Origin of the sequence: [Clostridium] symbiosum (assembly GCA_036419695.1) — a bacterium.
In the GTDB taxonomy this organism is placed as follows: domain Bacteria; phylum Bacillota; class Clostridia; order Lachnospirales; family Lachnospiraceae; genus Otoolea; species Otoolea symbiosa_A.
This window is the reverse complement of the sequence record CP143946.1, coordinates 3,393,214-3,417,358: the sequence shown is the minus strand read 5'-3', so window position 1 is coordinate 3,417,358 and position 24,145 is coordinate 3,393,214. Positions and strand designations below refer to the sequence as shown.

Genomic DNA, 24,145 nt, shown 5'->3' with positions numbered 1-24,145 from the left:
GTCCCGATGGAAGGTTATCGCCCACCATTCCGGCCTCTTCGCTGTGGCGCGGAGTTTTTGTTGAGTGGCAATGAAAAGTTCACGAAGCGTGCTTTTCGCTGTTGAGCGGCAATGAAAAGTTCGCAAAGCGTACTTTTCGTTGTTTGGAACGCGGTATTCGGTCTGAACGGCGCGGCATGCAGGAACACTTTTTTAGACTGGTTGATATCTGGCTGTTTTAATGGGAAAAAACTGTGATTTAACTATACTGGAAGAATATGGTTTGTGTTATAATATGATATTGCTTATTGCAAGTCGGAGGAATGAATATGAAATTAAGAGACAGTTTTCACCCTTATGCAGCAGTTACAATTTTCTTCTGGTCGCTGGCCTATGTGCTGACGCGGCTTACGCTTCAGTATTTTACCGCTTTTTCACTGGGATTTTTAAGGTATTTGATTGCCTCCTGCGCCCTCATTGCGGTTGCCGTCCTGACAAAGATGAAGCTGCCGGGCAGGGCCGATCTGCCGTGGTTTCTGGCTGCGGGCGGGATTGGTTTCTTTTTGTATATGATTGCCTTCAACCAGGGGCAGGCCACGGTCACAGCCGCCACAGGCAGTGTCGTAATCGCTTCAGTGCCTGTGTTTACCGCGCTTTTGGCCCGTTTTATCTATCGGGAAAAACTGCGTGCATTCCAGTGGGCGGCAATTCTGGTTGAGTTTATCGGCGTTGCCGTATTGACATTGATGAACGGCGTCTTTTCCATCAATGCGGGGCTTTTCTGGCTGTTTCTTGCGGCGCTGGCATTGAGCGGTTATAATCTGTTACAGCGGAAACTGACGAAAACCTGCACCGCGTTGCAGACCTCTACATACAGCATTTTTGTCGGGACAATCCTGCTGGCGGTCTTTGCGCCGGCCGCCATCGGTGAGGTTTCCCATGCGCCTGCGATCCAGTATCTTTATCTTGCGGTTTTGGGCATCGGTTCCAGCGCCATTGCCTATGTTTCATGGGCCATGGCGTTTGCCAGGGCAAAGCAGATATCACAGGTCAGCAACTATATGTTTATCACGCCCTTTTTGACGAGCATTCTGGGTTTCCTGCTTGCAGATGAAGTCCCCGATTCCGCAACACTGATTGGCGGCGGAATGATCCTTTTGGGCGTACTGATTTTCAATTTTGGAGGGAGATTCCGGGGGCAGGAGGAACGCGCCTGACGAATAGGAAGAGAGGGCCACACGTTCCTCAGTGGAACTTCCCGTAATAATCACGTTAAGAAATACCGTCCATGCTTCAACTGTCCGTTAACCTTCTGCTAACCTATCTTTCATATTTCTTTATTTTATTTAAAGACAGTGAAAGGATCATTAAAACACCGCAAAGGAATGCCCAAATCTCTTTCCTTTTTTCAAAACACGAATAGAATGGAGGTAGGTAGAGAAGGAGGGACAATATATGAATCTGGTTGCGATTTTACTTATTATTGTTTACGCGGTGATTGGAGGGCTTTCCACCGCTGTTTTAACAATAAGCCTGCCGGCGCTGATTATCTGGAAGTTTTACAGAAAAATCAAGTACAAAAAAGCATGGACTGATTAGGAGTAGTCAGAATAATGAATAAATGCAGGAAAACCACAAAAAAATGAGTTGCCCGCTGCCGGGATATCCGGGCGGTGGACAACTCATTTTTTTGTGGTGCAAAGCAGGGGAATGTGAGAGGGGCATGCGGGCTACCGGGGGCGGCGTGTACAGTGACGCATTCGCAGGACTGCCGGACGGCCTGTGGAGATCTCCGATTGATATGGGCACTTGGCGAGAACTTTCCGAAACCGGTTCTTTGTATTGCCAGCCTGTCCGCAGCGATGCTATAATGACTTTAAAAAGAGAACGGGACACTGTGGATATACGACTGGTTCAGAAGAAAAACGGAGACGATTATGGATATAGATTTGATAAGGCTGTTTGCGACGCGCCGGCCCTATGACGGAGGAAAAAACAGAATACGTTTCTTCCGTGCAATGAAACGGAAGACAGCCTGTTTTCTGAAGCGTTCCCCGGAATACCGTGCCATCTGCGCCGATGCCGGTTTTACCCTGCGGGACTTAAGAAACGTGGGAGATCTGGGGAAACTTCCCATCATACCTACCCTGTATTTTAAGAGAAATCATATAGGAATCAGGCGCGGCCCGGCCGTGTTAGTGACTTCCTCCGGCACGGGAGGTTCCGTCAGCCGGATTCGGTACACGCCAGGGGAACTGTGCCTTCTGGCGGCAATGGCGGCCAATCTGGGGCGGGTGCACCGCCTTTTTTCTCTGAGGCCGGTTCATTATATTATGCTGGGATATCAGCCGGTGAGGGAGAATAAGGCGGTAATCTCCAAAACAGCCTATCTTTCAACCTGGTATGCACCTGGCCTAGACCGGACGTATGCCCTGGAATACAGAAGAGGGAGAAGTGGCGCCGATGGAGGATACAGGCTGAATCTGAAAGGAATACTCGATAAGCTGGTAACGTTCTCTTCGGGAAGGAATCCGGTCAGGATTGTGGGATTTCCCTCCTATACCTGTTTTTTGCTCAGAAAAATGAAGGAGGAGCGGATAAGCTGTAAACTTCCTGCCGGATCCAGGGTGATGCTGGGCGGAGGATGGAAACAGTTTGCAGGGGATGAGATTCCAAAGGAGGAGCTGTATTCCCTGATATGGGAGGTGCTCGGCATCGGGGAGAACCATGTCCATGAATTTTTTGGTGCAGCCGAACATCCGGTGCTTTACTGTAGCTGCCGGAACCATCATTTTCATATACCGGCGTATGCCAATGTGCTGATCCGGGACGCGGGAAACCTGAAGATCCTGCCGAGGGGCCGGGCGGGCCTGGTAAATCTGATGACTCCCATTGGTTCGGATCTCCCCCTGATGAGTGTAATGACCGATGATATCGGTGTTTTGTATGATGGAAAAGACTGTGGCTGCGGTATAGAAGGCGCATATCTCAAGCTGCTTGGGCGGACCGGGGCGAAAGGCGTTAAAACGTGTGCCGCCGGAGCTGCGGAGTACTGGTGGCAGGGGGAGTGACGGTGCAACCAATACGGCCATATGGGAAACAGCACGGGCATGCAGGAAACAGCGCGGCCATGTGGTTGACAACGCCGATATGATAAACGGTGCGGCACCGGTTGAAAAAAGAGAGAAAAAAACCGGTACAAGCGGCATTTCCGGCCGGATCCGTATAAAATAGAAGTAAAGCCACCAAAGGATATAGATATGAAAAAGAGAATTCCGCTGGAAAAGGCGGCCCTGCAGGTCTGCATCGACAATTCAAAACCGCCCCTGATTTTTCAACTGCCGCCGTGGCAGGGCAGGATGAAGCTGGATGAGGCTCAGGATGCTCCCGTTTACATGTACCCGGCCTCCGTCTGCATGACGAATTTTAATACAGGAAGATGGGGCGTGATCCGCGTTTACATTGTGAGGCCGGAAAACGGTTCCCCGGACGCCGGCACGATTCTTTACATCCACGGCGCGGGCTGGGTATTCGGAAATTTCCACACCCATGAGAAGCTGGTCAGAGAGCTGGCGGCGCGCACGGGTTCCGTTGTCGTCTTTCCGGAGTACAGCTTGTCGCCCGAGGCAAAGTATCCCACAGCTATTGAGCAGTGTTACAGCCTGCTGTGCGCCCTTCCTGCGTTTAACCGGGAGACGGGAGGACCGTTTAACATGGAGGGTTTAAGCGTTGCGGGAGACAGCGTCGGAGGTAACATGGCGATCGCCATGACGCTGATGGCTAAGTTCCGCTGCGGTCCCGGAATTGCGAGACAGCTTCTTTTTTATCCGGTTACCAATGCCTGCTTTGATACCTGCACTTACTGCGAATTTGCAACGGATTATTATTTGTACCGGGAGGGAATGATCTGGTTCTGGAACCAGTATACCCGGTGCGAAGCCGACCGGGCCCAGATCACGGCGTCACCGCTGAGGGCCGGACTCGAACAGCTTGCCGGACTTCCCCCGGCCCTGATTATCAACGGGGAGGCGGATGTGCTGCGCGACGACGGGGAGGCCTATGCATCAAAGCTTTTGCAGGCCGGGGTCGATGTGACGTCGGTGCGCATCAGGGCGACGATCCATGATTTTGTGATGCTGAACGCACTGGATCAGACTAATGCATGCAGGGCGGCCATGGATTTGGCCGTTAGCTGGTTTCTGAGAAAAGGATAACAATAACGAGAGGGTACGATATGATTTTTATGAACGGAAAAATATCAGATTCCGTGAATTACAGAATGGCAATCAGGCTGATGGACAAACGGATTACAAGAACCCTCTCCGGGGAGAAGCTTGACCCGGAGAGAGTGATAAACGCGGCCGGAAAGATGGCGGAGGATGCTGTGGCGGGGAAATTTGACCGGGAATTTGCTCGGTATCTGCAGATCGGCGGCAGACAACCGGGGAAGGAACCTTTGAACTTTCACGACGGCCTGTCTGTCTCCATGGCGGGACTGTTCCGTGCGGACGCTCTGAGAAAGAAGTTTCAACTGGAATTGTCAGGGATCCCGGACAGCAGCGCGGAAGGAAAACGTTTCCGCCGCCTTCCGATTGGCGTGCTTCTCCATATCGCAGCGGGAAATGCGGAGGGTCTGCCTGCATACAGCGTATTGGAAGGCCTTTTGGCCGGCAATATTAATGTTCTGAAGCTCCCGGCCGGGGACGACGGACTGTCACTTTTTATACTGAAAAAGCTGACGGAATATGAACCGGTCCTGAAAGAGTACATTTACGTGATGGACACGCCCTCCGGGGATGAAGAGACGATGAAAATGATGATGAGGCTGGCCGGAGGCATCGCCGTCTGGGGCTCCGACGAGACGATCCTGGCGGTGAGAAGGAGCGCACCCGCCAATGTAAAGCTGATAGAATGGGGGCACCGCCTCAGTTTCGCCTACATTGACGACCTTGACGCACCGGAGGAGAAACTCGGTGCGCTGGCAAGCCACATTTTCGGCACAAAACAGCTGCTCTGCAGTTCCTGTCAGGTGATTTATCTGAATACGGATGATTTTGAGGAAGTAAAGCGGTTTGGAAGACGTTTTGCAAAGATAATGAAACGGGAAGAGGGGATGGAGGGAAACTCACCTTTTATTCAGGGAAAAGTCACGGTGGAGCTGATGACCAGAAGACTGGAACGGGTGAGCGGAACAAGATGCCGGGCGGCAGGGAAGGTGCCGTTATGCCGTGTGTACAGGGCCGGAAGCGGCAGCGTCACCTGCATGGATGATAATAAGCTGGAGGTCTCCGGCCAGTTCGGCAACGTCCTTGTCAAACCCCTGCCGAGAGAACAGATCATTACCGCCCTCCATTCGTCCAAACGTCATCTCCAAACGGTGGGAATGTATCCGGAGAGCCGGGAACTGGGCCAGCTGTTCGAACAGTGCGGCCTGACCAATCTGTGCGGCCTGGAAAATATGAGTGAATTTGAAATTACAGGTTCCCATGATGGAACCTTTGCGCTCAGGGAGTATACGAGAATTGCAGAGTATAAAGGTAAAATAACAGAAACCGGGCCGGATGCAGGTGCCATAGACTGAAGTGACAAAGACAAAGCCGCAGATTGATCAAACTTTGCGGCTTTGTCAATTACCGGTATTATGAATCCGGATATAAATCTTGAATTCGTTTTTCTGCCCGTTTTGTTACTCGATCCTCCAGATCCTCCGGCTCATCCTGTTCCTGCCTGCGGGCAGATTCAAGATACTCCTGCGCCTTTTCTTTTGAAAGAGTTTCTATCCGTGTAATCCGGTTGGAGGAGTCCCGCACGACGGATAAATCGACCGTCCCGGCCTCGTCGGTCCAGAACGTATAAAAGAAACCGTCTTTTTTTCTTTCATCTACAAGCATTCTTACACGCCGGCCGTTGAAATGGATACTATCTTTTTCTGCATCCAAGGTAATGCCATAGGGCAGATATTCGTCATATTTCGTTCCGTTTGTCCCGGCTTCATTCCTTATGCCGCCGCTCAATCCGTTTGTAATGTCGTCATTCTTTGCGTCAAAGTCGAAAAATGCGTCACGGTACTTTTCTGCATCTTTCTTCGATATCGTGTTTACGCCGGTAATCTTACCGGATGAATTGCGTGAGGCCGACAGATAGGCGGTGCCGTCTTCATCATAGTAGAAGGCCTCGGTATCAGAATCCGGGTCCATGAAAAGCTTTACTTTCTGCCCATTGTAAAGCAGTGTATTTCCATCGTCCGAGATGGAAATACCATAGGAGGAATACTTTGCATAGAGGTCGGGAGCAGGCAGAAATTTGTAGGCATAGGAGTAATCGGGGGACAAAACAATATGTTCTTTTGTGAAAACCGGATCATATGCTTCATTCTCCACAGCGGCGGAAGTGGCAAACGTACTTCCAACAGTGGCTACAACGGCAAAAGCAATAATCATGGTAAATGTTGAAATTTTTTTAATTTTCATAATTGCCTCGATTCTTTCTTCGATCGCATTTTTACTAAAATGGCTGCATAGCGGAGTCAGTCCGCTTCTTTGTTCCTCCATGTCGATCAGCGTGAGCGCATAGGCGGATTTTACGGTTTCTCCAAACATCCGGACCACTTTTTCATCACAGGACAGTTCGAGATCCCGGTTTGCTAAACAATACATTACCCAGACCAGGGGATTGAACCAGTGAATGCACAGGGCGGCGGTCAGCAGAAGTTTTGTTCCCCCGTCAAAGCGCCGGATATGTACGTATTCATGGGCAAGAATATACTGTAGTTTTTTTGTGTCGGCCCAATCCGTTTGTTCCGGCATCAAGATAACGGGGCGGAACAGTCCATAGGTAAGCGGGGCCGTAATGCTGCCTGACCGGCGGATTGAGAGCGGCCGGTTACAACGATGGGATGCCAGCCATTCCACGGTAAAATCGTTTTCTGCCGGGAGGGAAGCCATAAAACTGCGGCGGCATCTGATGTAGGCAAGTGCAAAATAGAAAGCGCACAAAGCCGTTCCAGCGATCCAGAGCCATCCCCACAGTGTAATTCCGGCGGCAGAGGCGGTAGCCGGCATGGCGGGGGCTGTTGGTATAAGCGGCGGAATACCTGCCGCCGGTGCGCCGGTCATGCCTGCTGCCGGAATAATGGGAATATGTACGGCTTCCGGGCGGTTGGCAAGGGAATAGACGCTCAGCGGCGAAGGCAGCGAGAATGGAACCAGCAGCCGTATCAGCGCAATCCCCCACAGGGCAATGAACGTCGCCTTTGGCAGGCGGTTGATGAAAAGAGCCCGGATAACCGTAATAATCAAAATCATAACAGCAGCAGTAAAACTCATTTGCAGCAGGTTCATGATTCATCACCCCCTAACTCCTCGACCATCTGTCTCAGCTTTCCAATCTGCTCTGCAGACAGATTTTTTCTGCCCAGCAGAGAAGCAAATAATTTATCAACAGAGCCGTCGAACACCTTGTGCAGCAGTTCTTCGGTTTCCTGTTCCTGTACCTGTTCCTGAGGAATAAGCGCATGGCATACAAAGTTTGGTTCGATCCGTTCCACGGCTCCCTTTTTGATACACCGCTTCAGCAGGGTATAGGTGGTATTGACATTCCAGCCGTACCTCCCATTCATCACGTCGGCAACGTGCTTTGCCATCGTGTCGCCCTCTTTCCAGAGAACATCCATAACTTTAATTTCGCTGTCCACCAGTTTAATATCCATTTGATTCACCTCGTTTCATTTATAAGACTGTAGTAGTACCTCATACTCATATACTACTCCAGTCTTAAAAAAATGTCAATACTACATTTGTCTTATTTTAAAATATTGAAAGGATTCGCGTTACGGTTCACAGGCAATGTCCCGCGAGGCGTTTTCCGATTCTTGCCTTTTAAGGTTTCAGAAGGTATAATGAAACAGTCAGCGGGTCGGGTAGAGACTTGCTGTTTTCATTTCACATGCTGGTAAACGGGATGTCGGAAAAGAAATGCAAGAAAGAGATACGACAAAAAAATATAACAAAGAGACATGATAACGAGATACATCGGAAAGGAATGGAAGAATCGATGATAACAGCCATAAACAACAGACGCAGCATCCGAAGATACAAAAACCAGAATGTGCCGAGGCAGATGATAGAAGAGATTATAGAGGCGGGAATACTTGCCCCCTCTTCCAAAAACAGGCAGCCCTGGAAATTTATTGTGACGTCTGGGGCAGCAAAAAAAGAGGCGCTTGCCGCCATGGAGAGAGGACTTCATAGAGAAAAAGAAACCCCGCTCCTTCCCGGCTGCACCCAGTATATTGGCGGAGCGGAAAATACACTCCGGATCATGGAGCAGGCTCCCATCGTTATTTTCATCGTCAACACGCTCGGCCTCGCCATCCACTCCGTACTGACTCCGGAGGAGCGTATCTACGAGATGTGTAACGCCCAGTCCATCGGGGCGGCCATTGAGAACATGTGCCTGGCAGCGGAAGAGCAGGGACTGGGCAGCCTGTGGATTTGTGACACCTGCTTTGCCTACGAAGAGCTGAACCACTGGCTGGGATCCGAAGGAGAACTGTTCGCGGCCCTGGCGCTGGGCTATGCGGATGAGCAGCCTGCCGCGCGGCCGAGGAAAGGGATAGAGGAAGTAACCGAGTGGAGAGTTGATTGAGACAGGAGACGCCGCCGGGACGGCCGGGGGGAATGGTGAGAGGGAGGATGGTGAGTCTTCGGTCCCGGATTGCAGGTTGTTGTGGGTGGGGATTACGGAAGAAAGAAATCTCCTGCGGGGACCGCTCCCGCTGATGAAGTGCGCAGCGCTTCTAAGCTCGTAAGAAACCTCGCTAAGAAGCGGCGGACTTCAACGTCCCCTCCGGAGATTTTTTCTTCCTCCACCCCCACCGGAGAGGTTCCGACCGGGACCGAAGACGCGAAGGTTTTCGCCATTCCGCACGGACTGCGGAGGCTAATCTGTCCCCTTTCTTCAAGGGGGAAAGTATGGCTGTAGCCACTGCATAAAGATGATTTTTTGGGGTTCTGTGACAGCTTTTACATTCTTAATCAGTGATGATAAAGTAATAATCAGAAAGAACGGAAACCGGTATCTTTTCAGCTATTAATTCTCCCAGAACAAAAAAAGACTGAACAATATCAGCACCATGTATCAGCCTGCGCATCAGTATTACATAGTGGCAGCACCCCCCATCCCCTTTGAAAAATGCAGACAAATAAGCGGCCGCAGGCAGCGGGGGCGGGATGGCGAAAAAACTACGCGTCTTCAGTCCCGGGCCATAACCTGCCTGTGGGGAAGGAGGAAGAAAAAATCTGCGGAGGGGACGTTGGAATCCGCCGGTGCTTGGGCGCCGTAATATGGCGCCTTAGCATCCGCTGCGCATTCCATAAGCGGAAGCGGTCCCCGCAGCAGATTTCTTTCTTCCGTATTCCCCACCCGCCAAAACCTCCCCCGGGACTGAAGACCCACACTCTCCCCATCCCGCGTCTTCATTTTTCAACAATCCCGAACATTCAAATCCCCCCTTCATATTATAAAGAAGGAGGGATTGATTATGTCTGATCGTTCATACACACCCAGAGACACTTTTGCAGATATTCTCGAAGATAACGAACCGCAGGCGATTGCCTGGGTAAGGGGCGATTCCGCCCATGCGGCTCTCAGCGGGCTGGTGAAATTTTATGCGACGCCTTATGGGGGCGTTCTTGTAGAAGCCGAAGTATTCGGCCTTCCGGATCAGGAACGGCCGTCCCCCAGCAACTTTTATGCAATGCATATACATGAAAATGGAAACTGCACCGGTACGCCGGCGAAGCCGTTTGCCAATGCCGGGTCCCATTTTAATCCGGGAAATGCAATGCATCCGTTCCATGCGGGAGACTTCCCGTCCCTTCTCAGCAATCAGGGATATGCATGGCTCTCGTTCTACGACAGAAGATTCACGATCCAGGATATCATGGGAAGGTCCGTGATTATCCACGGTGAGCCGGATGATTACAGGACCCAGCCGTCCGGCAATTCCGGCCCCATGATTGGCTGTGGGGAGATTATGAAACGGTAACGGTATCACACATGTTCTGCGTTCCGGGCAGCGTTGCGAACCGGCGTTACCGGCCCGCGGAATCCTGCTGCCCGGAAGACGAGATCCGGGCCAGCAGGATCCTGGTTAAAATCACCGTTGTGACGGTATAATAGATTTCCAGCGCACTGCTGACGATGCCCACCAGGATCAGAAGAAAAGCCGAGCCTGCGACGATGGCGGCCCATGCATACAGACAGGAGCCATAGCGTTCCGGCTCGATCAGATACTGATGCCAGATAATGATAATCAGGCAGACAAGCAGCAGGACGGCAGCTAAAAAGGCAAATATAATATGAAGAAACGACTTAAGCGGAAGTTCCTCGGGAAGGTAAGGCGTTGTAATGGCACAGAAAAGAAGGACAAGGGATACCGTGATGAGCGGAGTCCGCTTTGTCCGGCGTCTGTGGGGCATCCCGGGCGAGGGTACGTCCTCAACTGTTTTATCCATATGCCTTACAATGGAGCGGAGGGCATAGAAAAAATAACTTCCCACCATGAGGCCCCACAGGACAAAAGCATCCCTCCTGTGGATATAGTTCCCGATCACGGAGAAATTCGTGGTAAACCATCCGTAGCCCTTTACAAAAAGGAGCGTGTAAGCGGGGATAATGAAATAAGCAAACAGATTAAGCATCATAGCAGAGACCTCCCAAACGGTGAAACGCCCATCCGGCATAAAGACACCGCCCTTATTTTTTAGCACGAAACAGTAGTATATCAGAAGATGGAAATTCAAGGGTAAAAATTTTATAGTATTTTTGTTAAATTTCTATAATCTCTATTCTGCCCCAAAATGTCACAGTCTGTCCCGGAATGTCATAAACTAAAAGAAAAGGGCTTTTATTTTATGATTGTGAAGAGTGTCAATACGAGAGAACTGACAAAGACCGAGATAGAAAAACTGGAAAACAAAATCAAAGAAATGACGGTTATGGAGCTCAGAAAATTCAGGGAGAGTTTTGATGCGGATGAAATGGGCTTTTCCGGCAGAAAGGAGGGGGTCTGATATGGAGATAAACCGTCTGCTCACCCCTTACAACTACAGCAACGGCACAGAGAGCCGTATTAAATACATTGTGATTCATTACGTGGGGGCTACGGGAGGCGCAAAGGCCAACTGCGAATACTACGCAAGTAAGTATATCGGAGCCAGCGCCCATTACTTCGTCGGCTTTTCGGGCGAAATATGGCAGTCGGTGGAGGAGCGCAATATTGCCTGGCACTGCGGCGCAAATGCTTACAAACATCCGCTGTGCCGGAACTCCAACAGCCTGGGGATTGAATTGTGCGTAAGGACCAAGGGCAGCCAGGCCGCCACCAGCCGCGACTGGTATTTTGAGGATGCCACCGTGCGGTCGGCCATTGCCCTGACAAGACAGCTGATGAAGAAATATAATATCACGCCCGACCGGGTGGTGCGCCACTATGACGTCACAGGAAAAATCTGCCCCAACCCCTTTGTCTACAACCATACGGACCACACATGGGACGATTTCAAGGCGGCGCTCACGGATAATGAACTCACGCCCGGATGGGAAAAAAATACGGCCGGACAGTACCGCTACGTGGAGGCGGATGGAACTTACGCGGTCAATAAATGGCTGCTGATCAACCATCACTGGTATCTGTTCGGAAAAGACGGGTATATGCTGATTAACTGGCAGAGATGGAATGGAAGCAGCGTAATCGGGCCGAATGACCCGGGAGACTGGTATTTCCTTGACAATACGGCCGGTGGGCCTCTGGAGGGGGCATGCTGGCACACACTCGATAACGGTGCACAGGTGATATGGTACGTAGAATAAAAAATTGAGCCGGACAGAGTGAGAGATGACGGCAGCGGACGGCGGCCACGGCGAAAAACGTGGAGGAAATCCGTACAGACAGTAAAAGAAAGGAGGCATCCGAAGTCCCGGTGTATCGTTACATCGGAATTTCGAATGTCTCCTTTCTTCGTTCAATGAAAATTAATCCAGGATGTAAACTTCCGCCATCTGAGACCCGAACTGCTTGGTCTGCGCGTGGGAATCAAAGAAAATATCCACATGTTTTCCCTTGACGCCTCCCCCCACATCCTCTGCGGTGTAGACGGTTCCGTTGATTAAAAGCTTGCTGCCAATCGGCACGACTCTCGGATCCACGGCCACCGTGTGGTTGGATACGGCGATTGCTCCGGAACTGGTGTGGCGTCCCCAGCCCTCGGAACAGATACGGCAGGGACAGTAAGCTGTCAGGCGGAACGAACCCAGAAGGTGTGCGGATTTTCCATCGGCCGTTGTGGCGCCCTGTCCTTTTGTATAATAGACGGAGTCGGTGAATTTCTGGCCGTCTTTATAGGCGGCTGCGGAGTAGGTTCCGTCAGCCAGTCCGCTCATGTCCACGGAGGCGGTAAAAGCCGGGGTGCTGTCCTGACCAACGCGTGAAACGAGGTCGTTTCTGGTAGAGTCCGGTTTTGCCGGTATCTCACTTACCGTCTCGCCCGTCAGGGCATTCGTGACCTTCAGCACGATATCCGGTGAGGAGAGCGGTGAGGCGGCCTCGTAAGCCCAGCCGGCAATCTGTGTTCCGTTAAAAACATCAACGCTTCCGACAATGGTGCCTGAGGAGGCAAAGGCAGGGGTTGTATAAAGGATGGTGAGACTTATCATCAGTATAATTGACTTGAGAATAAACGTTTTTTTCATAACAGATAAACGCTCCTTTCTGTTACCCGATTACATAAATTAAAATTCGTAACATGATTTAACAGAAATGTAATAATTAGGTAACAGTATTGTATTATACACGTTTTCCAGAATTTGTCAAGCCGCGTGCCAATCCCCCGAATTCCCGGACTGTTTTTTCGGCAGGAACCAGTGTGTCGGAATATTGAGAAAAGGTTGTTTTCAAACCCCATATTGTCGATAAAAAAAGCGTTCGCACGGCAACAATGCCGCGGGACGCTTTTTTTATCGACAAATTAGGAAGGAGCCGGAACGGAGAAGTATCCGTAGAGCGGCAGATTTTTACAGATTAACGAATGGAAACTCCTGCCTTTGCCAGCTTTTGCAAGGCACGTTTCGTAGCAGCGGTATTTTTCCCGATAATGCCGTCCTGAATCACAGTAACATGGAAGCCGCGGTTGACCGCCCCCAACGACGTTTTGTAAACACAGGCAGAAGCATCCAGCCCGACAACGGTGACCGCATTAATCCGGTTGTCGTTCAGGTAGCCGGCAAATCTGCGGGAGGTAAAGGCATCCTGTTCATGCTTTACAAAGACAGCATCATCTGCAATCTCTAAATCCGGACAGAGAGAAGCGCCCGTTGTGCCCTGCAGAAGGCGCCCGCCGAATGCGAGAAAACAGAAAGCAGAATCGAGACGGTGAAATTCCTGGCAGACGTACACGATTTTCTGATTTTGCCTCCGGGCATCCAGTATGATTTGATTGACCTTTTCCACAAATTCCTCTTTTTCAGGATAAATTCCACTCCGGCCGCACATGGCTTCCTGCATGTCAATCACAATTAAGGCCTGCCCGGAATTTTGAAAACTCTGTATGGCTGCACCCTTTGCAGGCCGCAGAAAGATAATCACTCTGATTAGTAAAAGTATTAAAAGCGTATTGGAAATAACCGGGGAAGCCAGAAGGCACAGTGCTGTAAACAGCCCGATTGTGCATACCTGGATCAGAGCATATGTATTTTTTTTCACGGAGGCTCCTTTCGCTATTCTTTTTTTTGATGTTTCAAAAACGAGTGAAATGCGGTGACAAGCAGCTCCTTCTCTTCCTCTTTTGTAAGGGCAAGGCTGCCGTTATAAGCGAGGCAGGCAAGACCGTGAGCGTAAATCCAGATATGAAACAGCAGCTCCTTCGCTTCTTCAAAATTAAGATTGCACTCATCGGCTAAACAATTCACTACAAAATCAGGCAGAACGGATTTCTGTTCCTTCAGGCCGGAGCGGCGGGGCTGCATCACGGTTTCAAACAGGTGCGGGTATTCCCGGGCGAAGTGGATGTAGGCGAGCCCATACGTTAAAAACGACGATTCCTCAGGAGGATATTCTTTCAGGTATTGGGAATGGAAGAAACTGATTTTTTCTACTGCCGCCGTCCGCAGCTCCTCAACGGTCCGAAATTCCCGAAACAATGGGGCAACGGACATACCTAATACGGATGACACGCTTTGGGCGGTGATGGCTGAAAGTCCTTCGTCCTTTGCAACTTTCAATGCGGCGTTTAAAATAGAATCACGATCTGCTTTCACTTTGGGCGGCATAAAATGGCTCCTTTAAATAATAATTGTTATGTAACAATTGTTATTTTACGCCTTTTGCACAGTGTTGTCAAGAGAGAAGCTGTCCGTCCGCTGGCGCATAGAGCGGACGCATAGTGGATTATGACATCTTCGCGAGGGTATGCACTCTGTCCGGAGGATTTTTAATATCATAGGAGAACTTTTCTATGATATTAAAAGAAGTCTATGATATTAAAAAAGAAGCGCCGCGACAAATCACATTGTCACGGCGCTTCTTTCTATGCCAGATAAAAATCAGTTATGTATTACGGTGCTTATTCAGTTGTAGTAAAGCCTCTTAGTCTACCGCATACACGTCAACAGTTTTCAGTCCGTAGTCCAAAGCCTGCTGGTGTGTGTCAAAGTAGATGTCAAGTTTGTTGTCGACCACGTTAGTTCCAATGTCCTCCACCGTGTAGACGGTATCTCCAATCATCAGCTTTGTGCCGATGGGATAACGGTTGATGTCTGCCGAGATAGTATGGTTTGCCGTCGGGACGGTTCCCGAATAGGTCAGCTTGTGGCCTCCCGAGCAGCACTGGGAACAGTTGCAATATGCAGTCGTCTGGAATTTACCGAGGTAAGCTCCTTTCGTCCCCTTTGCAGATGAAGCCGGAGCCGGAGTACCGTTATCTCCTGCCGGGCCGTTAGAGGCTGACTTCACATCGGCCTTTGCCGTTTCTTTCTTACTGTACTGGGGAGAACCGTAAATTCGGTTCTTTCCCGAAGCGGTTTCAACGTATCCTTCTATAATAAAGGAGGATCCCTCCAGGCTGTCCCAATTTACAGTGTAAGAAAATGCGTGATTGCCGTTCCCCAGGCTGTCTTTTAAATCACTACGGTATTGGTCTGCTGTCACTCTGGCAAGTTCCTTTGCCTCGGTCGTTCCGTCTGTGTAGACATAGAGAACCACTGATGCACTTTTGTCAGGATTATCGGTATCAACTGCCCATCCGCTTATGACGGAACCGTTAATCGGATCCAGCTCGCCGTTTGAATTGGCGGCGAAAGATGTAAACACACCCATAAGCATACAGACGATGGACAATGCTGCTACGGCAAATCCATGGCGTAATCTTGTTATCATGATTTTCCTCGCAATCCGGTTTGTATTTTGTTTTTCACAAATATTATGATGTATTATTATTATATTACAAAATTATTAAAAGTCAAGATGAACAGCGTTTTGAGACCGTAAAGAGCTTGATAAAAAGGCTTTTTTTACATCATTTTGTGACAATAGAAAGAACAAATACTTGGGAGCGTGAGGCCCGTTTTACACTTTATATGGTAGAGAAAATGCGGGCGGGGCATGAAAAAGCCGGGAAAAATAAAAAATGAATAAAATTCAAAAAAATATAGAAAAACGGGTTGACAAAAAGAGGGTGAAGTAATATAGTATCAATTGTAGATGTTAGCACTCTCATAGGTTGAGTGCTAATAAATGAAAATCCAGACTTCCTTCCGGGAAGATGGAAACTGAGAAAGGATGTATGCAGATGGAACTGGATGAAAGAAAGGTTAAGATATTGAAAGCAATAATCCAGACCTATCTGGAAACGGGGGAGCCGGTAGGTTCCAGGACGATTTCCAAATATTCCGACCTGCAGTTAAGCTCGGCGACCATAAGGAACGAGATGTCGGATTTGGAAGAACTGGGATTCATTGTCCAGCCCCATACTTCGGCGGGCCGGATACCTTCAGACAAGGGCTACAGGTTCTACGTAGACCAGTTGATGAAGGAGAAGGAAAATGAAGTTACTGAGATGCAGGAACTGGTTATCCAGCGCGTGGACAGAGTGGAGCTTCTGTTAAAGCAGCTTGCGAAGCTTCTGGCGGTGAATACGAACTACGCGACGATGATAAGCGGTCCCCAGTATCATCACACGAAACTTAAATTTATACAGCTTTCCAGGGTGGAAGCAGGAAAACTTCTGATAGTGACGGTTCTGGAGGGCAACATCATTAAGAACTCCATTGTCCGCCTGGATGCTGAACTGAATGACGACGATATTTTAAACTTGAATATTTTGCTGAACAACAGCCTCAACGGACTGACCATCGAGCAGATTAACCTCGATGTCATCAGCAAGATGAAGGAACAGGCCGGAGACAGGCGCCAGGTGGTGGATCTCGTGTTAAATGAGGTTGCCGATGCAATCAGGGCCAACGAGGAGGATCTTCAGATATACACCGAGGGTACGACGAACATTTTCAAGTACCCGGAACTGAGCGACGGCCAGAAGGCCAGCCAGTTAATCAGTACGCTGGAACAGAAGGAACTTCTGAAAAACCTTTTTACGGATTCGGAGGACGACGGCGGGAAGAACGAGATTCAGGTGTATATCGGCAATGAGACCCCGGTCCAGTCCATGCAGGACTGCAGCGTTGTGACGGCCAATTACGTTCTGGGAGACGGACTCCGCGGAACAATCGGCATCATCGGGCCGAAACGGATGGACTACGAAAAAGTGGTATCTACCCTTCGATCGCTGATGAACCAGTTGGAAGATACTTTTAAAAATGAAGAAAGGTGAGTTGCGAAGTGAGCGAAGAGATGAAAGATATAGAAAAGAATGAAGCCGCAGAAGAAATAGAAGTAAAAGCGGCCGACGAGAACGGCAGGGAGACGGTGGAAGCCCAGAGCGCCGGCGCACAGGAAGACTGTGAGACGGCGGAGGCGGAAGAGAGCGCCAAAGAAAAGAATACGGAGAAGAAAGGTTTTTTCTCCAAAAAGAAAGACAAGAAGGATGAGCAGATCGAGGATCTGACCGACCGCCTGAAGCGTACGATGGCGGAGTTTGATAATTTCCGTAAGAGAACGGAGAAAGAAAAAGCGGCCATGTATGAAATCGGGGCAAAGGATATTGTGGAACGAATCCTCCCGGTAGTAGACAATTTCGAGAGAGGGCTTGCAGCCATACCGGAGGCGGAGACGAAGACAGCATTCGCCGAGGGAATGGATATGATATATAAGCAGCTATTAAAAACACTGGAAGAGGCAGGGGTAAAACCAATCGAAGCCGTAGGTCAGCCGTTTGACCCGAATTTCCACAATGCGGTTATGCACGTGGACGATGAAAACTACGGGGAGAATGAAATCACCGAGGAATTCCAGAAAGGTTATCTCTACCGCGAAAGTGTGGTAAGACACAGCATGGTAAAAGTGGCGAACTAAAAAGCAGTAACGTTAAAATGCAATCAGAGTTAAAAAACAGGAAACAGGGTAATAACGGATAATAGTAAATAAAATTTAAAAGACAATTTTCAGGAGGAAAAAACTATGAGCAAGATTATCGGTATTGACTTAGGTACAACAAATAGCTGTGTAGCAGTAATGGAAGGCGGTAAACCGGTTGTTATCGCCAATACAGAAGGCGTAAGAACAACCCCGTCCGTAGTGGCATTCACAAAGACAGGTGAGAGACTGGTAGGTGAGCCAGCAAAACGTCAGGCGGTTACTAACGCCGAGAAGACCATCTCTTCTATTAAAAGACATGTAGGTACCGACTACAAGGTATCGATCGATGACAAGAAATATACACCGCAGGAAATCTCTGCAATGATTCTCCAGAAGCTGAAAGCAGACGCAGAAGCTTATCTGGGAGAAAAAGTAACGGAAGCAGTTATCACGGTTCCGGCATATTTTAACGATGCCCAGCGTCAGGCAACGAAAGATGCAGGTAAGATCGCCGGTCTGGATGTAAAACGTATCATCAACGAGCCGACAGCGGCAGCCCTGGCATACGGCCTGGACAATGAAAAAGAGCAGAAGATCATGGTATATGACCTGGGCGGCGGTACATTCGATGTTTCCATCATCGAAATCGGCGACGGCGTTATCGAAGTACTTGCCACCAATGGTGATACACGCCTGGGCGGTGATGATTTTGATAACAGAGTGACACAGTGGCTGATTGATGAATTCAAAAAAACAGAGGGAGTAGACCTGTCGGCAGACAAGATGGCGCTCCAGAGACTGAAAGAAGCGGCTGAGAAGGCGAAAAAGGAACTTTCTTCCGCAACGACAACCAACATCAACCTTCCGTTCATCACGGCTACAAGCGAAGGCCCGAAACATCTTGATATGAACCTGACAAGGGCTAAATTCGACGAACTGACAAGAGATTTAATTGAAAGAACGGCAATCCCGGTACAGAACGCATTAAAAGATGCGGGAATCACGGCATCCGAGCTGGGCAAGGTTCTTCTGGTAGGCGGTTCCACGCGTATGCTTTCCGCACAGGAAAAAGTAAAACAGCTGACAGGCCACGAGCCGAGCAAGTCCTTAAACCCGGATGAGTGCGTTGCCATTGGTGCGGCTATCCAGGGCGGCAAGCTGGCCGGAGATGCAGGCGCAGGAGATATCCTCCTTCTGGATGTAACCCCACTTTCCCTCTCCATTGAGACAATGGGCGGAGTCGCAACAAGACTGATTGAGAGAAATACGACGATTCCTACAAAGAAGAGCCAGATTTTCTCCACGGCGGCTGATAACCAGACAGCGGTAGACATCCATGTAGTACAGGGTGAGAGACAGTTCGCAAAAGACAACAAGACACTGGGAACCTTCCGTCTGGACGGCATTCTTCCTGCAAGAAGAGGCGTTCCGCAGATCGAAGTTACCTTTGATATCGATGCCAACGGCATTGTTAACGTATCTGCAAAAGACCTGGGAACAGGAAAAGAGCAGCATATTACAATCACATCCGGCTCCAACATGTCTGATTCCGATATCGACAAAGCGGTAAAAGAAGCAGCCGAGTATGAGGCACAGGATAAGAAGAGAAAAGAGGCAATTGACGCGAGAAACGACGCCGATTCCATGGTATTCCAGACAGAGAAAGCCCTGGAAGAGGTTGGCGATAAGATTGATGCAAACGACAAAGCAGCCGTAGAGGCTGACTTAAATGCCCTGAAAGAAGTTATCAACAAAGCCCCGGTTGATCAGATGACAGATGCCCAGGTGGAAGAGATTAAAGCAGGCAAAGAGAAACTGATGGCAAGTGCACAGGCTCTGTTCACAAAGGTTTACGAGCAGGCACAGGGAGCTGCAGGAGCACAGGGCGGCCCACAGGCAGGTCCGGATATGGGCGCAGGCGCACCGCATGATGACAATGTAGTTGACGGAGACTTCAAAGAAGTGTAATATAATTTCTGATAAGCTGACAGTAATGATAAAAAACACGTAGCGGGGATTGGGCAGAGCCCAAGCCCCTTTACGGGTGTTTAGGAGAGGAAGACTTGACATGGCAGAGAGTAAGAGAGATTACTATGAAGTCTTAGGCGTGTCCAGGGATGCCGATGACGCAGCCCTTAAGAAAGCATACAGAGCACTGGCTAAAAAGTACCATCCCGATGCAAATCCGGGCGATCAGGCTGCGGCAGACAAATTTAAAGAGGCATCGGAGGCCTACAGCGTATTAAGTGATCCGGAGAAAAGAAGACAGTATGACCAGTTTGGCCATGCGGCGTTCGACGGAGGGGCAGGCGGAGCCGGCGGCTTCGGCGGCTTTGATTTTAACGGCGCGGATATGGGCGATATTTTCGGCGATATCTTCGGCGATTTATTCGGCGGCGGAAGAAGCAGCCGCGGCAGCAGCAACGGCCCGATGCGGGGAGCCAACGTGCGCACCAGCGTGCGCATCACCTTTGAGGAAGCGATTTTCGGCTGTGAAAAGGAGCTGGATTTAAACCTCAAGGAAGTCTGTGACAAATGTCACGGTACAGGAGCCAAACCGGGAACCCAGCCGCAGGCATGTGCAAAATGTAACGGGAAAGGAAAGATCATGTACACGCAGCAGTCCTTCTTCGGACAGATTCAGAATGTCCAGACATGTCCTGACTGCGGTGGAACGGGAAAAATCATCAAAGAGAAATGTCCGGACTGTTACGGCACCGGCTTTGTTACAAAGAGAAAGAAAATCAAAGTTACCATCCCGGCCGGTATTGACAACGGCCAGAGCCTGCGCGACCGCGGCAATGGTGAGCCGGGTATCAACGGCGGCGAGAGAGGCGATCTGCTGGTAGAAGTAATCGTATCCCCGCATCCGATTTTCAAGCGTCAGGATACAAGCATCTTTTCCACCGTACCGATCTCCTTCGCAAAAGCGGCCTTAGGCGGTCCGATCCGAATCAAAACCGTGGACGGAGAAGTGGAGTACGAGGTAAAATCGGGTACCCAGACAGATACCAAGGTGCGCTTAAAAGGAAAAGGCGTGCCATCCCTGAGAAACAGAAATATCAGGGGAGATCATTTCGTAACCTTAGTCGTGCAGGTTCCGGAGAGAATGAACGAGGCCCAGAAAGAGGCTCTTAAACGGTTCGACGACGCCATGAACGGCGTGACGCCGGATGGGGAGAAGCCGAAGAAAAAAGGGCTGTTTAAATAAAGAATTGTTTTGCTGATTAAGATAGTGGATACTGAGGCGACGGGATCGCGGGCAGAGCGGGGGACAGGAGTCCCTGGCGCGGCTGCGGGCTCCGAGGGCTGCCTCTAAGCCACAGAAAGACGGACAGCACCGGGGTTCCGGACAATTTCGCTTTGAATTCCTGATGAATTCCAAGCTCAGTTGTCCCGTAATTTGCTCCTGATGAGCAAATTACGCCCGGCGCCGTCCGTCTTTCTGCGCCTAAGAGCCACCTCCTCTCGCCCAACGCCCCGCCAGGGACTCCTGTCCCCCGCTCCGCAGGAAATGGATCGACAGTATCCACCATTCGTGACAGCCCAAAATTTTTTATGGCGGGGATGGAGTGAGTGGGGGAGTATGGTGGCTATGGTTTCGGAGATTAGTTTGTCAACTTGATAACCATATGTTTTTAGTCTTTTACACCTTTTCATGCCATATCTTCAACTCCAACGACGATCCCCCCTCCCCATGAAAAAGAGGGCAAATAGCGGGAGTCAGGGCGGGGCGGGGGACAGGAGTCCCTGGCGCGGCTGCGGGCTCCGAGGGCTGCCTCTAAGCCACAGAAAGACGGACAGCACCGGGGTTCCGGACAATTTCGCTTTGAATTCCTGATGAATTCCAAGCTCAGTTGTCCCGTAATTTGCTCCTGATGAGCAAATTACGCCCGGCGCCGTCCGCCTTTCTGCGCCTAAGAGCCACCTCCTCTCGCCCAACGCCCCGCCAGGGACTCCTGTCCCCCGCCCCGCCCTGCCTTCCGCGTCCGGGTTTTTCACACCCCCTCCCTTAATAAAATGGTAAACTTTCGTAAGTTGACTTCCGATAATTTCTTCTATACAATTAGACAATGGCTGACACCGTCAAAATTTATTTAACAGTTTTTGGATCAGAGAGGGAGATAAGGTCAGATGGCAGATATGAAAAAGACCGCGGCAGACAGGGAGAATGACGGCCTGAATACAGGTTTCCGGGCTGATGGGTCAATGATGGAGATAGAGGAAGCGCAGGGGGAACTGGTACCCGGCGAAGCTGTAATTGAGCAGGATATGGAAGTTGAGGCCGACATGCAGCTTCAGGCAGCGCTGGAGGAGAAGCTGAAGGCTGAGGCAAAACTTCAGGCAGCCCTGGAAGCAAAGAGGGAAGCGGAAGCAGCCCTCCAGGCGGCGCTGGAAGAGAAACGCGAGGCCGAGGCGAAGCTGGAAGCGGATATGAATATCCCGGACACGGCAAGAAGACCACGCATGGAGAAAATGCCTGAAAGGGAGGCAATGTTTGAAAGAGAGACAGAGCCTGAAAAAGGGGGAATGTCTGAAAGAGAGGCAGAGCCTGAAAAAAAGGCAATGTCTGGAAGAGAGACAGAGCCTGAAACAGCGGAAGTGTCCGATACGGTAGAAGTGCCTGAGCAAACGAAAGCTGCTGCTACAGCGGAAGTATTTGATAAAACGAAAGCACCAGAAAGAAGGAAACCGCTGGAAACGGCAGAAATACCCGACATAGAGGAGACGCCGGAAACAGCGTCCGGGGAAACGGCAGCCACAGCCACACTGCACAATGGCGGGGAATACGGCTATCAGGGCGGAGACGGCCACCGGGAGGAACGCACCGGGAGGGGGCGGAGCCGTGCCAGAAGCCGTAAGAAGGGTTCTGAGAAGAAGGGCGCCGATGACAAACAGCAGACGCCGCAGGAGACGAAACGCTCCTTGAAAGCCGAAGCCGGAAAGGCGGAGGCAGCAGCTGCTGCTGGAGGCGGAGACGGTAAAAAGGGCGGAAAAGGGAAAAAGACGGCGGTAATCGCGGCCTGTGCCCTGGCGGCGGTAATTCTGGCAGGCGGCGGCATTTATGCAGGCATGGCGCAGAAGTATAAGCGGGTATTCTTCCCGAATACCAGGATTAATGGCCTGGATGCCTCGGGCCGCACCGTAGCGGAAGTGAAGGAGATGATTTCCAGCGGTATCAATCATTATGTCCTGACAATCGAAGAGCGTGAGGGAAAAGAGGAGCAGATCACGGGGGAGGAAATCGGGCTTCAGTCCAAGTTTGACGGCACGCTGGAGCAGATCGTCACAACACAGAATCCCTATGCCTGGCTGAGCTACCAGCTTAACCCGGCCGAGTATACCATCAGCACGATGATTGAATACGATGAGGAAGCGCTCACTCAGGCGGCACAGGGACTGGAGTGCATGGATCCCGTGCTTATAAAGGAGCCGGAAAACGCGTATGTATCCGATTATATCCCGGGACAGGGCTACAGCATCATCCCCGAGACGGAGGGCACGGTTGTCCTTGAAGACGTCCTGAAAAGCAGCCTGGCCGATGCCATTATCAATTTAAAGGACACATTGTCACTTGAGGAAGCGGGAGCTTACAAAGAACCTGAGATAAAACAGGATGACGCCTCCCTCAAAGAGCGCGTCGACACGATGAACCGTTTCGTGTCAACGACCATTACATATAAATTTGGCGATAAAACGGAGGTGTTAAACGGGGACAGAACCCATGAGTGGCTGATTACGGATGAGGCAGGCAATATCACCGTCGATTCCGCACAGGCGGCGGCATACGTGGCCGAACTGGCTGCGGCTTATAACACTTCGAATAAAGCAAAGAATTTCAAAACCTCCTATGACCAGACGATTCAGGTGAAAGGGGGCACTTACGGCTGGAAGATCAACCAGTCGGAGGAAACGGCTGAGCTGGTCAATCTCTTACAGTCCGGCCAGAGCCAGGAAAGGGAGCCTGTTTATTCCCAAAAAGCCGCCAGCCGGGGAGAGAATGACTACGGCAATACCTATGTGGAGATCAACCTGACTGCCCAGCATCTGTATTTCTATAAGGATGGTAACCTTGTTGTGGATTCCGACTTTGTTTCCGGGAATCTCTCAAGGGGATGGGGGACGCCGGCCGGAACGTATCCGCTTAATTACAAGCAGAGGAACGCCGTCCTGAAAGGTGAGAATTACAGGACGCCGGTTGATTACTGGATGCCTTTTAACGGAGGCATCGGCATGCATGACGCCACATGGCGCGGAACCTTCGGCGGTACCATCTATAAGACGAACGGTTCCCACGGCTGTATCAACCTTCCCCACAGCGTGGCAAAGAAAATTTATGAAAATATATCGTCCGGAATTCCGGTTATCTGCTATAATCTGGCCGGAACGGAGAAGGGCACCAGCGCTGTGGCCCCGCCGCCGACCCAGGCAGTGGCGCCGACGCAGCCGCCTGTGGAAGTGCCAACCGAAGCAGTGCCTGTGACACCGCCTACGGAAGCCCCGACACTTCCTCCGGAGACAATGGCGCCGGCAGGCCCCGGTTCGGATACCGGCAGCCACGGCGGAGCCTCGGGCCCCGGTTCTGAAATCGGATAGAGCAGTAAATACGATAGATGCAGCGATGAACATAACATTTAC

At 50.5% G+C, this 24,145-nt stretch carries 21 protein-coding genes; 14 read left to right on the top strand and 7 right to left on the bottom strand.

Going from position 1 to position 24,145, the window contains the following annotated elements; all coding sequences use genetic code 11:
• Nucleotides 1–308: 308 nt before the first annotated feature.
• The 5 genes from V3C10_15525 to V3C10_15505 all read left to right on the top strand — a co-directional run bounded on the left by V3C10_15525 (nucleotide 309) and on the right by V3C10_15505 (nucleotide 5,560).
• The gene (locus tag V3C10_15525) at nucleotides 309–1,196 is read left to right on the top strand and encodes a DMT family transporter (protein WVP60714.1); all 888 of its coding nucleotides are present in this window, start codon (nucleotides 309–311) and stop codon (nucleotides 1,194–1,196) included.
• 238 nt (nucleotides 1,197–1,434) lie between these two features.
• Nucleotides 1,435–1,578, top strand: a complete 144-nt coding sequence (locus V3C10_15520; GenBank protein WVP60713.1) for a hypothetical protein — start codon at nucleotides 1,435–1,437, stop codon at nucleotides 1,576–1,578.
• A gap of 338 nt (nucleotides 1,579–1,916) precedes the next feature.
• Nucleotides 1,917–3,050 carry a hypothetical protein gene (locus V3C10_15515; protein WVP60712.1) on the top strand — a complete coding sequence of 378 codons (1,134 nt, stop codon included), beginning with the start codon at nucleotides 1,917–1,919 and terminating at the stop codon, nucleotides 3,048–3,050.
• A gap of 189 nt (nucleotides 3,051–3,239) precedes the next feature.
• Nucleotides 3,240–4,193: an alpha/beta hydrolase gene (locus V3C10_15510; protein ID WVP60711.1), complete on the top strand. Its 954-nt coding sequence runs from the start codon at nucleotides 3,240–3,242 to the stop codon at nucleotides 4,191–4,193.
• 20 nt (nucleotides 4,194–4,213) lie between these two features.
• Nucleotides 4,214–5,560, top strand: a complete 1,347-nt coding sequence (locus V3C10_15505; GenBank protein WVP60710.1) for an acyl-CoA reductase — start codon at nucleotides 4,214–4,216, stop codon at nucleotides 5,558–5,560.
• A 58-nt stretch (nucleotides 5,561–5,618) separates the two neighbouring features.
• Here the strand turns inward: V3C10_15505 and V3C10_15500 are convergent, their stop codons facing one another.
• Both V3C10_15500 and V3C10_15495 read right to left on the bottom strand, forming a co-directional pair.
• Entirely contained in the window at nucleotides 5,619–7,319 is a 1,701-nt protein-coding gene (locus V3C10_15500; GenBank protein WVP60709.1) for a M56 family metallopeptidase, read from the bottom strand.
• A complete protein-coding gene (locus V3C10_15495; GenBank protein ID WVP60708.1) occupies nucleotides 7,316–7,687 on the bottom strand; it encodes a BlaI/MecI/CopY family transcriptional regulator in 372 nt (123 codons plus the stop codon). The genes V3C10_15500 and V3C10_15495 overlap by 4 nt, the downstream gene beginning before the upstream one ends.
• A 344-nt stretch (nucleotides 7,688–8,031) precedes the next feature.
• Between V3C10_15495 and V3C10_15490 the strand changes: the two genes are divergently transcribed.
• A complete protein-coding gene (locus tag V3C10_15490) occupies nucleotides 8,032–8,625 on the top strand; it encodes a nitroreductase family protein (protein WVP60707.1) in 594 nt (197 codons plus the stop codon).
• Nucleotides 8,626–9,520: 895 nt separating this feature from the next.
• On the top strand, nucleotides 9,521–10,027 hold the full coding sequence (locus V3C10_15485; protein WVP60706.1) for a superoxide dismutase family protein: 507 nt from the start codon (nucleotides 9,521–9,523) through the stop codon (nucleotides 10,025–10,027).
• A 46-nt stretch (nucleotides 10,028–10,073) separates the two neighbouring features.
• Here V3C10_15485 and V3C10_15480 read toward each other — a convergent pair whose 3' ends face one another.
• The gene (locus V3C10_15480) at nucleotides 10,074–10,685 is read right to left on the bottom strand and encodes a hypothetical protein (GenBank protein WVP60705.1); all 612 of its coding nucleotides are present in this window, start codon (nucleotides 10,683–10,685) and stop codon (nucleotides 10,074–10,076) included.
• Nucleotides 10,686–10,895: 210 nt separating this feature from the next.
• On the opposite strand from V3C10_15480, the gene V3C10_15475 reads away from it, so the two are divergent.
• Complete coding sequence (locus V3C10_15475; protein WVP60704.1) at nucleotides 10,896–11,054, top strand: hypothetical protein; 159 nt, start codon at nucleotides 10,896–10,898, stop codon at nucleotides 11,052–11,054.
• A 1-nt stretch (nucleotide 11,055) separates the two neighbouring features.
• The gene (locus V3C10_15470; GenBank protein WVP60703.1) at nucleotides 11,056–11,853 is read left to right on the top strand and encodes an N-acetylmuramoyl-L-alanine amidase; all 798 of its coding nucleotides are present in this window, start codon (nucleotides 11,056–11,058) and stop codon (nucleotides 11,851–11,853) included.
• 162 nt (nucleotides 11,854–12,015) lie between these two features.
• Here V3C10_15470 and V3C10_15465 read toward each other — a convergent pair whose 3' ends face one another.
• The 4 genes from V3C10_15465 to V3C10_15450 form a co-directional block, all read right to left on the bottom strand.
• Nucleotides 12,016–12,732 carry a 3D domain-containing protein gene (locus tag V3C10_15465; GenBank protein WVP60702.1) on the bottom strand — a complete coding sequence of 239 codons (717 nt, stop codon included), beginning with the start codon at nucleotides 12,730–12,732 and terminating at the stop codon, nucleotides 12,016–12,018.
• A 328-nt stretch (nucleotides 12,733–13,060) separates the two neighbouring features.
• On the bottom strand, nucleotides 13,061–13,741 hold the full coding sequence (locus V3C10_15460; protein WVP60701.1) for an isochorismatase family cysteine hydrolase: 681 nt from the start codon (nucleotides 13,739–13,741) through the stop codon (nucleotides 13,061–13,063).
• Between the two features lie 14 nt (nucleotides 13,742–13,755).
• Nucleotides 13,756–14,307, bottom strand: a complete 552-nt coding sequence (locus tag V3C10_15455) for a TetR/AcrR family transcriptional regulator (GenBank protein WVP60700.1) — start codon at nucleotides 14,305–14,307, stop codon at nucleotides 13,756–13,758.
• A gap of 316 nt (nucleotides 14,308–14,623) precedes the next feature.
• On the bottom strand, nucleotides 14,624–15,412 hold the full coding sequence (locus tag V3C10_15450) for a 3D domain-containing protein (GenBank protein WVP60699.1): 789 nt from the start codon (nucleotides 15,410–15,412) through the stop codon (nucleotides 14,624–14,626).
• A gap of 406 nt (nucleotides 15,413–15,818) precedes the next feature.
• On the opposite strand from V3C10_15450, the gene hrcA reads away from it, so the two are divergent.
• From hrcA to V3C10_15425, 5 genes are all read left to right on the top strand, one after another.
• Nucleotides 15,819–16,862 (top strand): heat-inducible transcriptional repressor HrcA, encoded by a 1,044-nt coding sequence (gene hrcA / locus V3C10_15445; protein ID WVP64639.1) that lies wholly within the window; start codon nucleotides 15,819–15,821, stop codon nucleotides 16,860–16,862.
• A 20-nt stretch (nucleotides 16,863–16,882) separates the two neighbouring features.
• Complete coding sequence (grpE, locus tag V3C10_15440; protein WVP64638.1) at nucleotides 16,883–17,503, top strand: nucleotide exchange factor GrpE; 621 nt, start codon at nucleotides 16,883–16,885, stop codon at nucleotides 17,501–17,503.
• Nucleotides 17,504–17,608: 105 nt separating this feature from the next.
• Entirely contained in the window at nucleotides 17,609–19,474 is a 1,866-nt protein-coding gene (gene dnaK, locus V3C10_15435) for a molecular chaperone DnaK (protein WVP60698.1), read from the top strand.
• A 100-nt stretch (nucleotides 19,475–19,574) separates the two neighbouring features.
• Nucleotides 19,575–20,717: a molecular chaperone DnaJ gene (dnaJ, locus tag V3C10_15430; GenBank protein ID WVP60697.1), complete on the top strand. Its 1,143-nt coding sequence runs from the start codon at nucleotides 19,575–19,577 to the stop codon at nucleotides 20,715–20,717.
• 923 nt (nucleotides 20,718–21,640) lie between these two features.
• Nucleotides 21,641–24,103, top strand: coding sequence for a L,D-transpeptidase family protein (locus V3C10_15425; protein WVP60696.1), 2,463 nt, complete (start codon nucleotides 21,641–21,643; stop codon nucleotides 24,101–24,103).
• Nucleotides 24,104–24,145 lie beyond the last annotated feature (42 nt).

Coding starts and splice junctions, on each gene's coding strand:
- V3C10_15525 (WVP60714.1), top strand. CDS start 309: ATGAAATTAAGAGACAGTTTTCACCCTTATGCAGCAGTTACAATTTTC.
- V3C10_15520 (WVP60713.1), top strand. CDS start 1,435: ATGAATCTGGTTGCGATTTTACTTATTATTGTTTACGCGGTGATTGGA.
- V3C10_15515 (WVP60712.1), top strand. CDS start 1,917: ATGGATATAGATTTGATAAGGCTGTTTGCGACGCGCCGGCCCTATGAC.
- V3C10_15510 (WVP60711.1), top strand. CDS start 3,240: ATGAAAAAGAGAATTCCGCTGGAAAAGGCGGCCCTGCAGGTCTGCATC.
- V3C10_15505 (WVP60710.1), top strand. CDS start 4,214: ATGATTTTTATGAACGGAAAAATATCAGATTCCGTGAATTACAGAATG.
- V3C10_15500 (WVP60709.1), bottom strand. CDS start 7,319: ATGAACCTGCTGCAAATGAGTTTTACTGCTGCTGTTATGATTTTGATT.
- V3C10_15495 (WVP60708.1), bottom strand. CDS start 7,687: ATGGATATTAAACTGGTGGACAGCGAAATTAAAGTTATGGATGTTCTC.
- V3C10_15490 (WVP60707.1), top strand. CDS start 8,032: ATGATAACAGCCATAAACAACAGACGCAGCATCCGAAGATACAAAAAC.
- V3C10_15485 (WVP60706.1), top strand. CDS start 9,521: ATGTCTGATCGTTCATACACACCCAGAGACACTTTTGCAGATATTCTC.
- V3C10_15480 (WVP60705.1), bottom strand. CDS start 10,685: ATGATGCTTAATCTGTTTGCTTATTTCATTATCCCCGCTTACACGCTC.
- V3C10_15475 (WVP60704.1), top strand. CDS start 10,896: ATGATTGTGAAGAGTGTCAATACGAGAGAACTGACAAAGACCGAGATA.
- V3C10_15470 (WVP60703.1), top strand. CDS start 11,056: ATGGAGATAAACCGTCTGCTCACCCCTTACAACTACAGCAACGGCACA.
- V3C10_15465 (WVP60702.1), bottom strand. CDS start 12,732: ATGAAAAAAACGTTTATTCTCAAGTCAATTATACTGATGATAAGTCTC.
- V3C10_15455 (WVP60700.1), bottom strand. CDS start 14,307: ATGCCGCCCAAAGTGAAAGCAGATCGTGATTCTATTTTAAACGCCGCA.
- V3C10_15450 (WVP60699.1), bottom strand. CDS start 15,412: ATGATAACAAGATTACGCCATGGATTTGCCGTAGCAGCATTGTCCATC.
- hrcA (WVP64639.1), top strand. CDS start 15,819: ATGCAGATGGAACTGGATGAAAGAAAGGTTAAGATATTGAAAGCAATA.
- grpE (WVP64638.1), top strand. CDS start 16,883: ATGAAAGATATAGAAAAGAATGAAGCCGCAGAAGAAATAGAAGTAAAA.
- dnaK (WVP60698.1), top strand. CDS start 17,609: ATGAGCAAGATTATCGGTATTGACTTAGGTACAACAAATAGCTGTGTA.
- dnaJ (WVP60697.1), top strand. CDS start 19,575: ATGGCAGAGAGTAAGAGAGATTACTATGAAGTCTTAGGCGTGTCCAGG.
- V3C10_15425 (WVP60696.1), top strand. CDS start 21,641: ATGGCAGATATGAAAAAGACCGCGGCAGACAGGGAGAATGACGGCCTG.